Source organism: Xylophilus rhododendri (assembly GCF_009906855.1).
In the GTDB taxonomy this organism is placed as follows: domain Bacteria; phylum Pseudomonadota; class Gammaproteobacteria; order Burkholderiales; family Burkholderiaceae_C; genus Xylophilus; species Xylophilus rhododendri.
This window is the reverse complement of sequence record NZ_CP047650.1, coordinates 2,673,066-2,686,641: the sequence shown is the minus strand read 5'-3', so window position 1 is coordinate 2,686,641 and position 13,576 is coordinate 2,673,066. Positions and strand designations below refer to the sequence as shown.

Sequence of the window (13,576 nt, the reverse complement as noted above, 5' to 3'; positions counted from 1 at the left end):
CCCCTTCCCCCCACACCTGCGTTCTTTTGCCATGGCCCTGCTTCCCATCCTCCGTTTCCCCGACGCCCGGCTCCACACCGTCGCGCGCCCGGTGCAGGCCGTGGACGAACGCATCCGCACCCTGGTGGCCGACATGCTGGAGACCATGTACGACGCCAACGGCATCGGCCTGGCGGCCACCCAGGTCGATGTGCACGAGCGCCTGGTGGTGATCGATGTGTCCGAAGGCCGCGACCAGCCCCTGGTGCTGGTCAACCCCGAGATCACCTGGTATGGCCCCGAGCGGGTGACTGGCGAGGAGGGCTGCCTGTCGGTGCCCGGCATCTACGACGGCGTGGAGCGCGCCACCGCGATCCGCATGAAGGCCACCGACCTGGACGGCAAGGAGTTCACCCTGGAGGCCGAGGAGATGCTGGCCATCTGCATCCAGCACGAACTCGATCACCTGCTGGGCAAGGTCTTCGTCGAATACCTGTCGCCCCTGAAGCGCAACCGCATCCGCACCAAGCTGCTCAAGCAGCAGAAGGACGAAGCGAAAGCATGACCCCGAAGCACAAGAACGAGACAAGCCGCCACTCCCGCCACCCCCGCCGCATGGCTGCCCTGGTGCTGGCACTGGCCGCCGCGGCCATCGCCGGCGGCTGCGCCTCCCCGGCCAACCTGCCGGCCGGCAGCACGCCGGATGCGGCGATCGCCGCCGTCGGCCAGCCCACCGCCCGGTACCCGCTGCCCGGTGGCGGGCAGCGCCTGCAGTACTCCACCGCGCCGGCCGGCCAGCATGTGTGGAACGCCGACTTCGATGCCGCCGGCCGCCTGCTGGGCGTGGACGACGGCCTGACCTACACCAACTTCAACCGCATCGTGCTGGGCCAGTGGACCCGCGACGACGTGCTGCGCCTGCTCGGCCGGCCCGGCCTGGTGGAGAAGGTCTACAGCTTCCAGGGCGACATCTGGACCTACCGCTTCAGCGACCTGAACAACCCGCGCCTGGTGCACATCCACATCGACCCGGCCGGGGTGGTGCAGCGCATCATCTACACGGACGAGTTCGCCGCGCGCGACCGCGACAGCCGCTAGGCCCCGCGGCATGAAGATCGTCTTCGCGGGCACACCCGCCTTTGCCGCCTCGGCGCTCGAACACCTGCATGGCGCGGGCTTCGAGATCGCCCTGGTGATGACCCAGCCCGACCGCCCCGCCGGCCGCGGCATGCAGCTGCAGGCCTCGGCCGTCAAGCAGTTCGCCCAGGCCCACGGCCTGCCGGTGGCGCAGCCGCGCGGCCTGCGCCTGGACGGCCGCTACGCCGAGGACGCGGCCGCCGCCCAGGCCCGGCTCGCCGCGCTGCGGGCCGATGCCATGGTGGTCGCCGCCTACGGTCTGATCCTGCCGCAATGGGTGCTGGACCTGCCCCGCCTGGGCTGCTTCAACATCCACGCCAGCCTGCTGCCGCGCTGGCGCGGCGCCGCGCCCATCCACCGCGCCATCGAGGCCGGCGACGCCTTGACCGGCAACACCATCATGCAGATGGATGCCGGCCTGGACACCGGCGACATGCTGCTGACCGAGCCGGTGCCCATCGCCCCCGACGACAGCACCGGCAGCCTGCACGACAAACTCGCCGCACGCGGCGGCCCGCTGGTGTGCGAGGTGCTGCGCCAGGCCGAACGCGGCGCGCTGCAGCCGCAGCGCCAGCCCGCCGAAGGCGTCACCTACGCCGCCAAGATCGACAAGGCCGAGGCGGCCATCGACTGGTCGCAGGACGCCGTGCAGATCGCCCGCCGGGTGCGTGCCTTCGATCCCTTCCCGGGCGCATCCACCGCGCTGGACGGCACGGCGATCAAGATCTGGTCGGCCGAGGCCCTGGAAGGCCATGCGGCCGATGCCGGCGCCGCGCCCGGCACCGTGCTGGCCGCGGGCGCGGACGGCGTCTTCGTGCGCTGCGGCCAGGGCGTGCTGCGCGCCAGCGTGCTGCAGCGCGCCGGCGGCAAACGCCTGCCGGCCGACGGCTTCCTGCGCGGCCATCCCTTGCCCGCCGGCAGCCTGCTGGCATGACGGCCGCCGCCCTCGCATCCGAGGCCGCGGCACCCGGACCCGTGCCCTGGCGCGAGCTGCCGCGCGACCCGGAATTCCGCCGCGGCGCCATCGACATCCTCGGCACCTCGCTGGGCGTGGGCGCCTGGGGCCTGGTCACCGGCGTGGCCATGGCCAAGGCAGGCCTGGGCACCGGCATGGCGGTGACCATGGCGCTGCTGACCTATGCCGGCAGCGCCCAGCTCGCCACCCTGCCGCTGCTGGCGGCGGGCTCGCCGATCTGGGTGATCTGGCTGACCGCCTGCTGCGTCAACCTGCGTTTCGTCATCTTCAGCTCGATGTGGCGCAGCTTCTTCGGCCACCTGCCGCGGCCGCGCCGCTGCGCGCTGGGCTACTTCAGCGGCGACGTGGTCTTCGTGCTGTTCCTGCGCCGTTATCCGGTGCAGCGGCCGGCAGCGGGCCAGGAGGCGTATTTCTGGGGCGCGGCGATCTGCAACTGGTTCTTCTGGCAGGTGCCCTGCCTGATCGGCATCTTCCTGGCCGACACGATTCCGGTGGCCTGGGGCCTGGGCTTCGCCGGCGTGCTGGCCCTGCTGGGCGTGGCCGGCTCGATGCTGGCCGGGCGGCTGGAGGCGCTGTCGGCCGTGGTGGCCGCGGCCGGCGCGGTGGCCGCCTTCGCGCTGCCGCTCAAGCTCAACATCCTGGTCGGCATCGCGGCCGCGGTGGTGGTCGGGCTGGTGGCCGAGCAGCTCATCCCGCCGCACAGCCGGGTGGTGCGCCGCGCGCGGGTGGCGTCTTCCTCGAAGAAGGACGGCGCCTGATGTCCGGCGGCGACTGGCTCGATACCGCGCTCGACCTGCTGACCATGGTGGGCCTGGGGGTCATCACCCTGCTCAGCCGCAGCTTCTTCATGCTGCCCGAGCGTGAATGGCGCCTGCCCTCGCTGCTGCAGCGCGGCCTGCGTTATGCGCCGCTGGCGGCGCTGGCCGCGGTGGTGGCGCCGGAACTGCTGATGCGCGACGGCCATTTCCTCACCACCTGGGCCGATGCCCGACTGCCGGCGGCGGCGGTCGGCATGGCGGTGTATTTCTGGCGGCGCAGCATCCTGTTCACCATCGTGGCGGGCATGCTGGTCTACCTGCCCCTGCACATCGGGCTGGGCTGGTAGCGGAGGATTTCAGGATGAGGCTTGCGCCAGCTCGTCGCAGTACTGGGCCAGCGCCTCTATCTCGGACGACTTGTCGAACACCGCGTCGGCGCCCAGGTCGGTACAGCGTTTGCGGATGTCGGGCGTGGCGTAGTTGGTCAGCACCACCACATGCTGGCGCGGCTCGTCGCGCGCCTGCAGCGCCCGCAGCACACCCAGGCCGTTGCCGTCTTCCAGGAAGAGATCGACGATGGCCAGATGCCAGTCGTCGTGCGCCGCGAACCACTGGCGGGCGGCCTCCTCGCCGGCGGCCCAGCCAAGCATCTGGACCGGCGCCAGCTCCGTCAAGGCCGCGCTCAGGTTCTCACGGATCAGCGGATTGTCTTCAACGAGGAAGGCGGAAAGCATGGCACGTCGGCATCGGAAAGCGCGAGGCAGTATTGGCGAAGACCGCACAGTAGGCCAGCAGACCGGCTCACCGGATGTAGGACTAGGCCGTCTCAGAAAAGCCGAGTGGCGGCGGGTGCATCGGGCGTTTCTACAATCGCCCGGTTACCAGGCGGTTACCAAGGGCGGGAGCGGGCCCGGAATCGCGAATCCCTTTCCCTTTTTCCGAACTTTTCAAAATCCTCGAATGAACATCCTTCGCTTCTCCGATCTGTGCGCCCGCGGCGACGCCTCCGGCAAACGTGTCTTCATCCGTGCCGACCTCAACGTGCCGCAGGACAAGTCCGGCCGCATCACCGAGGACACCCGCATCCGCGCCTCGGTGCCCTGCATCGAGCTGGCCTTGAAGGCCGGCGCGGCGGTGATGGTCACCTCGCACCTGGGCCGCCCGACCGAAGGCGAGTTCAAGCCCGAGGACAGCCTGGCGCCCGTCGCCGCGCGCCTGTCCGAACTGCTGGGCCGCGAAGTGCCGCTGGTGTCCGACTGGGTCGATGGCGTAGAGGTCGCCCCGGGCAGCGTGGTGCTGCTGGAGAACTGCCGCCTCAACAAGGGCGAGAAGAAGAACGACCCGGCGCTGGCGCAGAAGCTGGCCAGGCTCTGCGACATCTTCGTGCACGACGCCTTCGGCACCGCCCACCGCGCCGAAGCCTCCACCTACGGCATCGCGCAATACGCCCCGGTGGCCTGCGCCGGTCCGCTGCTGTCGGCCGAGATCGATGCGATCAGCAAGGCCCTGGCCAACCCGAAGCGTCCGCTGGCCGCCATCGTGGCCGGCTCCAAGGTGTCCACCAAGCTCACCATCCTGAAGGCCCTGGCCGGCAAGGTGGACCAGCTCATCGTCGGCGGCGGCATCGCCAACACCTTCATGCTGGCCGCCGGCCTGCCGATCGGCAAGTCGCTGGCCGAGCCCGACCTGCTGGACCAGGCCAAGGCCGTGATCGACGCCATGCGCGAGCGCGGCGCGGCCGTGCCCATCCCCACCGACGTGGTGGTCGCCAAGGAGTTCAGCCCCACCGCCACCGCCACCGTCAAGCGCGCCGAAGACGTGGCCGACGACGACCTGATCCTGGACATCGGCCCGGAGACCGCCAAGGCCCTGGCCGCGCAGCTCGAAGCCGCCGGCACCATCGTCTGGAACGGCCCGGTCGGCGTGTTCGAGTTCGATGCCTTCGCCCATGGCACCGAGACCATCGCACGCGCCATCGCCAAGTCGCCCGCCTTCAGCATCGCCGGCGGCGGCGACACCCTGGCGGCCATCGCCAAGTACGGCATCGAGAAGGACGTCGGCTACATCAGTACCGGCGGCGGCGCCTTCCTCGAAATCCTCGAAGGCAAGACCCTGCCGGCCTTCGAGATCCTGGAAAAGCGCGCGGCCGGCTGAACGTTTTCGGGGAAGACCCCGAGAGGCATGGGCCTTGCTTACGGTTACGGTTCTTAACTTATACGTTTGAGTTCTATACCGTGATGCAACAAAGTTTCAGCAAGCCGGCCCTCGGGTCTTTGGTCGCCCTGACGGCGCTCCTCGCGTCCTGTGGCGGGGGCAACGATCCTGTCGTCGTGGCGCCTCCGCCGCCCGCGGTCGTCGCGCCCCGGTGGTCGCCGACCTCAGCTGCAACACCACCAATGCCGACGGCACCACCGTGGTGGTGGGCAGCGGCGCCGCCGGCGACCCTTCGCTGCCGGAAGCCGCATCGGGCTACCGCGTCGGCCTGAAGACGGCCTATTCCAAGACCTTCATGGTGTCGTCGGCCAACCCGCTGGCCAGCAAGGCCGGCTGCGATGTGCTGAAAGCCGGCGGCAGCGCCGCCGATGCGGCCGTCGCCGTGCAGGCCGTGCTCGGCCTGACCGTGCCCGAGGCCACCGGCCTGGGCGGCGGCGCCTTCATGCTGTACTACGACGCCACCGCCAAGACGGTGCAGGCCTACGACGGCCGCGAGACCGCGCCGGCCGCTGCCACCAACAACTACCTGCGCTACATCGACCAGACCGGCACCTCCACCGCCGCCCCCTTGCCCACCGGTGCCCGCGCCAGCGGCCGCTCCATCGGCACCATCGGCGCGGTGCGCATGCTCGAACTCGCGCAGAAGGACCACGGCGTGATGGCCTGGAAGGACCTGTTCGGCAGCGCCACCTCCCTGGCCACCAACGGCTTCCCGATCGGCGGCCGCCTGGCCGCGGCCATCTCCAGCAATGCCACCAGCCTCAAGCGCGATGCCGAGGCCACCGAGTACTTCTTCAACGCCGACGGCACACCCAAGGCCCTGGGCACCGTGCTGAAGAACCCCAAGTACGCCGCCACGCTGACCAAGCTGGCGGCCCAGGGCGCGGACGCCCTCTACACCGGCCAGATCGCCCAGGACATCGTGGCCAAGATCGGCATCACCCTGGCCGCGGACGGCGTCACGGCCATCACCCCCGGCCTGACCACCATGGCCGACCTGGCCGGCTACAAGGCCAAGCGCCGCGAGCCGGTCTGCGTGACCTACCGCGCCTACTGGGTCTGCAGCATGTCGCCCCCGTCCTCCGGCGGCATCGGCGTGGCCTCGGCCATGGGCATCCTGGAGAACTTCAACATGGGGCTGTACAAGCCCGCCGGCACCGACGAAGGCGGCATCCCGACGGTCAAGGGCGTGCACCTGGTGACCGAGGCCGAGCGCCTGGCCTATGCCGACCGCGACATGTACGTGGCCGACACCGACTTCGTGCCCCTGCCCGGCGGCACCTGGGACACCATGCTCAACAAGAACTACCTGAGCAGCCGCGCCAACCTGATCAGCTTCAGCACCAGCATGCGCACCGCCACGGCCGGTGCGCTGGGCGCGGTGCCGCAGGGCGTGGACACGACGGTCGAGCACGGCACCAACCACTTCACCATCGTCGACAAGAAGGGCAACGTCGCCACCATGACCACCACGGTGGAATCGAGCATGGGCTCCTTCCACATGACCAACGGCTTCATCCTGAACAACCAGCTGACCGACTTCTCGGCCAACCCGATCGACACCACCACCGGCCTGCTGGTCGCCAACCGGGTCTCGCCCGGCAAGCGCCCGCGCAGCACGATGGCGCCGACCATGGTCTTCAAGATCGCGGCCGACGGCAGCAAGGGCGACTTCGTGATGGCCACCGGCTCGCCCGGCGGCGGCACCATCATCCAGTACGTGGTCAAGACGCTGGTCGGTGCACTCGACTGGGGCCTGGATGCACAGCAGTCGGCCAGCCTGGTCGATTTCGGTGCCAGCAACAGCCCCACCACCACCATCGGCGGCGAGCATCCGTACTTCGTGAACGGCCAGCTGGCGTCCCTGGTCTCCGGCCTGACGGCGATGGGCCACACCATCTCCACCGGCGCGCAGACCAGCGGCGTGGGCAACATCATCGCCTCGACCTACAAGGGCGCGCCGATCTGGACCGGCGGCACCGATCCGCGCCGCGAAGGCGTGGTGCTGGGCGACACCTTCACGCCCTGATACGGGCCCTGCCCATCGGACGAACCCCGCGGCGCCATCATGGCCCCGCGGGGTTTTTCTTTGGGTATCCGTCATGGGCCTGCCGCGCGAGCGGTAGCAGAATCACCCGCTTCGATCCGATGGAGACCACCTTGCCCTTCGCCATTCCCGCCGCCGCCCAACTCACCGCTTCCAACCGCCCGCGCCGCGCCACCAAGATCGTCGCCACGCTGGGCCCGGCCTCCAACACGCCCGAGATGATCGAGGCCATGATCCGCGCCGGCGTGAACGTGGTGCGCCTGAACTTCAGCCACGGCAAGGCCGAGGACCATGTCGAGCGTGCCCGCGTGGTGCGCGAGGCCGCCCAGCGCGCCGGCCGCGAGGTGGCCATCATGGCCGACCTGCAGGGCCCGAAGATCCGCGTCGGCAAGTTCCTCTCCGGCCGGGTGGAGCTGGAGCAGGGCGCGAGTTTCATCCTCGACGCTTCCCGCACCGAACTCGGCGACGTGCAGGGCGTCGGCCTCGACTACAAGGAGTTGCCGCGCGACGTGAAGGCCGGCGACATCCTGCTGCTCAACGACGGCCTGATCGTGCTGAAGGTGGAGTCGGTGCGCGGCGAGGAGGTGCACACGGTGGTGCGCATCGGCGGCGAGCTGTCCAACAACAAGGGCATCAACAAGCAGGGCGGCGGCCTGACCGCGCCGGCGCTCACCGGCAAGGACATGGAGGACATCAAGACCGCGATGAGCTTCCAGGCCGACTACGTGGCGGTGAGCTTCCCCAAGAACGCCACCGACATGGAGATGGCCCGCCAGCTCTGCAACGTGGCCGGCGCCGAGTTCAAGCACAAGCCCGGCCTGATCGCCAAGATCGAGCGGGCCGAGGCGCTGCCGCAACTCGACGAGATCCTGCGGGTGTCCGACGGCATCATGGTGGCGCGCGGCGACCTGGCGGTGGAGGTGGGCCACGCGGCCGTGCCGGCGCTGCAGAAACGCATGATCAAGCTGGCCCGCGAGTCGGACAAGCTGGTCATCACCGCCACCCAGATGATGGAGAGCATGATCACCAACGCCGTGCCCACCCGCGCCGAGGTGAGCGACGTGGCCAACGCGGTGCTCGACGGCACCGATGCGGTGATGCTGTCCGGCGAGACGGCCGCCGGCCGCTATCCGCTGGAAGTGGTGCAGGAGATGGCCGCCATCTGCTCGGCCGCCGAGGCCGCCGAAGAGTTCGAGCTGGACTCGGACTTCACCGGCCAGACCTTCCGCCGCATCGACCAGTCCATCGCCATGGGCGCGCTCTTCACCGCCAACCACCTGGGCGCCAAGGCCATCGTGGCGCTGACCGACAGCGGCTCCACCGTGCTGTGGATGAGCCGCCACCGCACGCAGGTGCCGATCTATGCGCTGACCCCGCGCATCGCCACCCAGCGCCGCATGGCGCTCTACCGCAACGTGCGGCCGCTGCTGATGGATTCGAGCGCCGAGCGCGACATGGCGCTGTCCGAGGCCGAGCAGTACCTGAAGGACCGCGGGATCATGAAGAGCGGCGACGTCTACGCCATCACCTGCGGCGAGCCCATGGGCGCGCCGGGCGGCACCAACATGCTCAAGATCTGCCGGGCGGTCTGAGCCGTCCGGAGCGCTTCGTGGCCGCCACCGTGCCACTGGTGGCCGCGTAGCGCCGGCTCATGCCAATGGGGCCGGCGCGCGGCCCGGGCCCTGCCTAGCATGGCCGCCTTCCCATCGTTCGATGAAAGGCGCGCCATGTGGCCGAGAAAAAATGTCGTCGTCGCCGCCGGCCTGCTGCTGGCGACCTGCCTGCTGGCGCAGGCCCAGGTGCGCAGCTCCACCGGCTGGTCGGTGGCGGGCACCATCACGCCCTCGCCCTGCGTGCTGACGCTCACCGGCGGCGGCGTGGCCGACTTCGGCCCCCTGTCCACGGCCACCGTCAAGGCCTGGCCGGTGAAGTCCGATCCCGCGCGCTACAGCGGCATCGACGCCAACGTCAGCCGGTCGATGAACCTGAGCGTGAGCTGCACCTCGTCCACCCGCTTCGCCCTGTCCTTCGTCGACAACCGGGCCGGCACGATGTCGGGGCCGGCAGGGCAGGGCTACAGCTACGGCCTGGGCGGCTATGCGCCGCCGGGCGAACCGGTGGTGAACATCGGCCGATACGTCGTCAACTTCAGCAATCTCTACGTCGGCCGGTCCCCCGGAGACTCCCTGTCGAAGTTCAAGGCCGCCTTCCTGGCCGACGGCGCCGCCACCCCGTCCAGCACCTGGACCCAGGCCACGGGCCTGGACGCCGTCTATCTGCCGGCCGGCAAGTCCCTGGGCTTCACCGCCGATGCGTTCGACACCGCTCCCGGCGCGCTGGCCAGGGTCCTGGGCGGCCTCGTCTTCATGTTCGAGCCGCTGAAGGCCGTGGTCGATGGCGCGACCAGCGACATGTCGCTCGACGGCTCGGCCACCATCACCCTGATCGGCCTGTGAGGCGGGCCGCCGCCATGCCCTTCGTTGCGCCTGGAGCACCGCTGATGCGCGTCCCGCGACCGTCCGTGCCCATGGGTCCCGCGCAGCGGCCGGACACTGCCTAGCATGGCCCTCTCCATCACCCGCAAAAAGGTATCGCCATGTTGAAAAGAACTTTCGCTGCAGCCGCCCTGCTGATGGCCGCCGGCCTGGGTGCCCAGGCCCAGGCGCGGAGCTCCACCGGCTGGACGGTGATCGGCACCATCACGCCCTCGCCCTGCGTGCTGACGCTCTCGGGCGGCGGCGTGGCGGACTTCGGCCCGATCTCCACCGGCACCATCAAGACCTGGCCCGTGGAGACCAATCCGCAGCGCTACAGCGGTCTCGATGCGAACGTCGTCCGCTCCCTCGACCTGCATGTGGGCTGCACCTCGCCCACGCGCTTCGCCCTGTCCTTCGTCGACAACCGGGCCGGCACGGTGTCGGGGCCGGCGGGGCAGGGCTACAGCTACGGCCTGGGCAGCTACACATCGCCGAGCGGGCCGGTGGAGAACATCGGGCGCTATGTCGTCAGCTTCACCAAGCTGGTGGTCAAGGCGACCACCTCGGCCGACGCGATCGCACCCCAGGGCGCGTTCCTGACGGACGGCGCGGCCACCGCGGCCAGCACCTGGACCCGGGCCACCGGCAACGACGACATCTTCCTGCCCTCGGGCAAGTCGCTGGGCTTCACCTCCCTGCCGGTCGACACCGCGCCCGGCGCGCTGGCGGACGTTTCCGGCCCGATCGACTTCTCCTTCGAACCGCTGCAGGCGGTGGTCGATGGCGCGACCAGCGACATCCTGCTCGACGGCTCGGCCACCATCACCCTGATCGGCCTGTGAGGCGGTCCGCCGCCCTGCTGGCCCTGGCGGCCTGCGGCTGGGCCGCGGCCGCCGCCCAGAACGCCAGCTCCGGCCTGGTGCCGGATGCGGCGGTGCTGCTGGTTTCCGAGGACGGCGGACAGGCCCAGATCGGCCTGCAGAACCGCGACCCGCGGCCGCTGCTGCTCTACAGCCGCATCTACGATGTGGACGAGGGCGACCGGGCGCTCAAGCTGGTGCCGCTGCCCTCGGTGGCGCGGGTCGAGCCGCAGGCCCGGCAGGTGGTGCGCTTCGTGCTGGAGCGGCCGGAGCAGCCGCTGGTGGCGCAGCATTTCAAGAGGGTGACCTTCGAGGGCATACCGCCGCGCAGCACCGCGCGGGACCGCTCGCAGGTGCAGCTCAACATCCGCTACGACCTGCCGGTGGTGATCTCGCCGCGCGGCCTGGAGCCCGACGACGCGCCCTGGCGGCGCCTGCTGCTGGGCACCGAGGGCCGCGAGCTGGTGCTGCGCAATCCCAGCGCCTACGTGGTGCGTCTGGCGCGCGAGACCCTGCTGCTGCCCGCGCAGCGCCCGCTGGAGTTGTTGGGCCGCACCTTCATCCTGCCGGGCGAGGTGCTGCATGCCGCGCTGCCGGCCGACCTGGATCCGGCCAGCCTGAGCGCGGTGCGCCTCTTCCCGACCACGCTGCACGGCTTTGCCGCCGCCCCCTACGACGCGGCCATCCGCCGCTGACGTGATGTGCGGCGGCGCCCGGGCACCCTCCTGCTGGCCGCTGCCTGCCTGGCGCTGGCCGGCCCTCCTGCCGGGGCGCAGCCAGGCCCGCCGCCGCCAGCGGTCGGCGACGAGTCCTGGACCTTCGACACCCAGCTGCTGGGCGAGCGCGGCCTGCCGCCCTCGCTGGCCCGCTATTTCGCGGCCGGCGGGCGTTTTGCCGCCGGCTGGCAGGCGGTGCAGCTGAGCATCAACGGCGAATCGCGCGGCGTGCACCGGCTGCTGTTCGATGCCGGCGGCCAGCCCTGCTTCCTGCCCGCCTTCCTGGCCGAGGCGGGACTGCTGGCGGCCGGGGACGGCGCCGCCGCGCCCGATGCCTGCCCCGACCCGCGCCGCGTGCTGCCGCGCGCCCTGGTCTCGCTGCGGCCGCAGGCCGGCGCGGTCGAGATCGGCGTGCCGCAGGAGCTGCTGCGGCCGGTGGCGCCGCAGTCGCGCAGCATCTCGGGCGGCCTGGGCGCGCTCTTCAACTACCGCGCCTATGCGCTGGATTTCGGTGCCGGCGGCGATGCACCGCGCCTGCGCAACCGCTATGTCGACACCACCGCCGGCCTCAATGCCGGCGGCTGGCTGCTGCGTTCCCAGCAGGACTGGGACGGCAGCAGCGGCAGCGCGTCCCGCCTGCGCTGGCGCGGCGCCTATGCGCAGACCACCCTCGAAGCGCGCCAGCAGGTGCTGCAGGCCGGCCTGCTGTCGCTGCAGGATCCGCTCTTCGGCGGCCTGCCGCTGCTGGGGGTGCAGGGTTTTCCGGAACGCACGCTGATCGCCGGCAACAGCTACGCGGTGACCGGCCTGGCCAACGCACTGACGCGGGTGCGGCTGCTGCAGCACGGCGTGCCGCTGCTCGACACGGTGGTGCCACCCGGCCCTTACGCCCTGTCCAACTATGTGCTGACCGACCGCAACAGCGAACTGGAGGTGCAGCTGCAGGAGGAGGGCGGCGCCAGCCAGGCTTATGTGGTGCCCTCCGCGACACTGCTGCTGGCCGCCGGCAACGCCCAGTTCGAGGGCTGGAACCTGGCGGCCGGCACCTTGCGCGACCCCGGCGGCGAACGCCTGGCGGCAGGGCCGGCGCTGGCCTCCGGCTCGCGCGGCTGGACCCACGGCCCGCTGGCCGGTGTGGCCGGCCTGCTGGCCTCGGCCGGATATGCGGCGGCCGGTACCGCGGTGAACGCGCGGCTGGAGTCGCTGCAGTCGCAGCTCTGGGGCCAGCTGCTGGTTTCGCAGCACGGCGGGCAGCAGGGCCTGCTCGGCAGCACCACGGCCAGCCGCGCGGTCGGCGGTGCCTGGAGCCTGGGTGTGTCGGCCAGCCTGCGCAGCCCGGGCTACCGTTCGGTGCAGGACACGGAGGATGTCGCCCAGCGCTCCCAGCTGGGGCTGGCGCTGGGCTGGCATGCGGGCGCGGCGGGTGCCGTCTCCCTCGGCCTGGCGCGGGTGAACCAGGCCGGCAGCGGCGCGGCCGACACGGTGAACCTGGCCTGGAGCAAGAGCTTCGCCGCCGGCGCCAGCCTCAATGTGGGCCTGGCGCGGCGCGACACGCATACGCCTTCGGCCGTGTCCGGCGCGGCGAGCTCGAATTCGCTCTTCGTCAACCTGAGCTGGCCGCTGGGCGGCAATGCCACCAGCCGCAGCACCCTGCAGCAGCAGGACGGCCTGGCGCGGCGCGGCATCTCCGTCGAGCAGCGCGTGCATCCGCAGTTCGGCTGGCGCGCCAGCATGGACGAGGGCTCGGGCCCGTCCGGGCGCGACCTCACCGTCTACGGCACGCCCTGGTTCAGCACCTTGTCGGCCGGCATCAGCCAGAGCGGCCCCAGCCAGTCCCTGCATGGCGAAGCCAGCGGCGGCGTGGTGTTGACCGGCGACGGCCTGGCCTTCTCGCCCTACCCGGTGCAGGACAGCTTCGGCACGGTGCGCACCGGTGATGTGGCCCTGGTGCGCATCGACACGCCGCAGGGCCCTGTCTGGTCCGGTCCCCACGGCCTGGCCGCGCTGCCGGCGCTGCCGGCCTATCTCGACTCGCGCATCGAACTGGCGGGCAAGTCGGTGCCGCTGGACGTGGAGGTGCAGGACGGCCTGCAGGTGGTGCAGGCCGGCCGCGGCGCGGTGCTGCGCCTGAACATGGGCCTGCAGCGGGTGCATCGCTGGATGCTGGCCATCCGCCTGGCCGACGGCTCGCGCCTGCCGGCGGGCTCGGCCATCCTGCGCAACGGCAGCGAACTGGTGACGGTGTCCGACGACGACGGACGGGCGCTGGTGATCCAGCGCGACGAGCAGGACCGCTGGTCGGCCGAACTCGCCGACGGCCAGCGCTGCGCCATCGGGCTGTTCGAGCCCGAGCCGGCGCGGCCCGACGACTTCTTCATCCGTGCCTCGGCGCGCTGCCTGTGAAGCGGCGCC

The 13,576-nt window shown here is 71.0% G+C and carries 13 protein-coding genes; 12 read left to right on the top strand and 1 reads right to left on the bottom strand.

Annotated elements, in window-relative coordinates; all coding sequences use genetic code 11:
* The first annotated feature begins 31 nt into the window (after positions 1–31).
* From def to GT347_RS12445, 5 genes are read left to right on the top strand one after another with little or no spacing between them, the layout of a single operon-like run.
* Positions 32–544, top strand: a complete 513-nt coding sequence (gene def, locus GT347_RS12465) for a peptide deformylase (protein WP_160552251.1) — start codon at positions 32–34, stop codon at positions 542–544.
* Positions 541–1,077, top strand: coding sequence for an outer membrane protein assembly factor BamE (locus tag GT347_RS12460; RefSeq protein WP_160552250.1), 537 nt, complete (start codon positions 541–543; stop codon positions 1,075–1,077). Before def ends, GT347_RS12460 begins: the two co-directional genes overlap by 4 nt.
* A 10-nt stretch (positions 1,078–1,087) precedes the next feature.
* Entirely contained in the window at positions 1,088–2,050 is a 963-nt protein-coding gene (fmt, locus tag GT347_RS12455; RefSeq protein ID WP_160552249.1) for a methionyl-tRNA formyltransferase, read from the top strand.
* Positions 2,047–2,850 (top strand): AzlC family ABC transporter permease, encoded by an 804-nt coding sequence (locus GT347_RS12450; RefSeq protein WP_160552248.1) that lies wholly within the window; start codon positions 2,047–2,049, stop codon positions 2,848–2,850. The genes fmt and GT347_RS12450 overlap by 4 nt, the downstream gene beginning before the upstream one ends.
* A complete protein-coding gene (locus GT347_RS12445) occupies positions 2,850–3,197 on the top strand; it encodes an AzlD domain-containing protein (RefSeq protein ID WP_160552247.1) in 348 nt (115 codons plus the stop codon). Before GT347_RS12450 ends, GT347_RS12445 begins: the two co-directional genes overlap by 1 nt.
* A 9-nt stretch (positions 3,198–3,206) precedes the next feature.
* On the opposite strand, the gene GT347_RS12440 is transcribed toward GT347_RS12445, so the two are convergent.
* The gene (locus tag GT347_RS12440; protein WP_160552246.1) at positions 3,207–3,584 is read right to left on the bottom strand and encodes a response regulator; all 378 of its coding nucleotides are present in this window, start codon (positions 3,582–3,584) and stop codon (positions 3,207–3,209) included.
* Between the two features lie 226 nt (positions 3,585–3,810).
* Here GT347_RS12440 and GT347_RS12435 point away from each other — a divergent pair, with 226 nt between their 5' ends.
* The 7 genes from GT347_RS12435 to GT347_RS12405 all read left to right on the top strand — a co-directional run bounded on the left by GT347_RS12435 (position 3,811) and on the right by GT347_RS12405 (position 13,567).
* On the top strand, positions 3,811–5,004 hold the full coding sequence (locus GT347_RS12435) for a phosphoglycerate kinase (protein WP_160552245.1): 1,194 nt from the start codon (positions 3,811–3,813) through the stop codon (positions 5,002–5,004).
* Between the two features lie 211 nt (positions 5,005–5,215).
* On the top strand, positions 5,216–7,093 hold the full coding sequence (locus GT347_RS12430; protein ID WP_160552244.1) for a gamma-glutamyltransferase family protein: 1,878 nt from the start codon (positions 5,216–5,218) through the stop codon (positions 7,091–7,093).
* A gap of 236 nt (positions 7,094–7,329) precedes the next feature.
* A complete protein-coding gene (gene pyk, locus GT347_RS12425; protein WP_229722907.1) occupies positions 7,330–8,703 on the top strand; it encodes a pyruvate kinase in 1,374 nt (457 codons plus the stop codon).
* 135 nt (positions 8,704–8,838) lie between these two features.
* Positions 8,839–9,567, top strand: a complete 729-nt coding sequence (locus tag GT347_RS12420) for a DUF1120 domain-containing protein (RefSeq protein ID WP_160552242.1) — start codon at positions 8,839–8,841, stop codon at positions 9,565–9,567.
* 140 nt (positions 9,568–9,707) lie between these two features.
* A complete protein-coding gene (locus GT347_RS12415) occupies positions 9,708–10,430 on the top strand; it encodes a DUF1120 domain-containing protein (RefSeq protein ID WP_160552241.1) in 723 nt (240 codons plus the stop codon).
* Positions 10,427–11,143 carry a fimbria/pilus chaperone family protein gene (locus GT347_RS12410; protein WP_160552240.1) on the top strand — a complete coding sequence of 239 codons (717 nt, stop codon included), beginning with the start codon at positions 10,427–10,429 and terminating at the stop codon, positions 11,141–11,143. Before GT347_RS12415 ends, GT347_RS12410 begins: the two co-directional genes overlap by 4 nt.
* A gap of 6 nt (positions 11,144–11,149) precedes the next feature.
* The gene (locus GT347_RS12405; protein WP_160552239.1) at positions 11,150–13,567 is read left to right on the top strand and encodes a fimbria/pilus outer membrane usher protein; all 2,418 of its coding nucleotides are present in this window, start codon (positions 11,150–11,152) and stop codon (positions 13,565–13,567) included.
* Positions 13,568–13,576 lie beyond the last annotated feature (9 nt).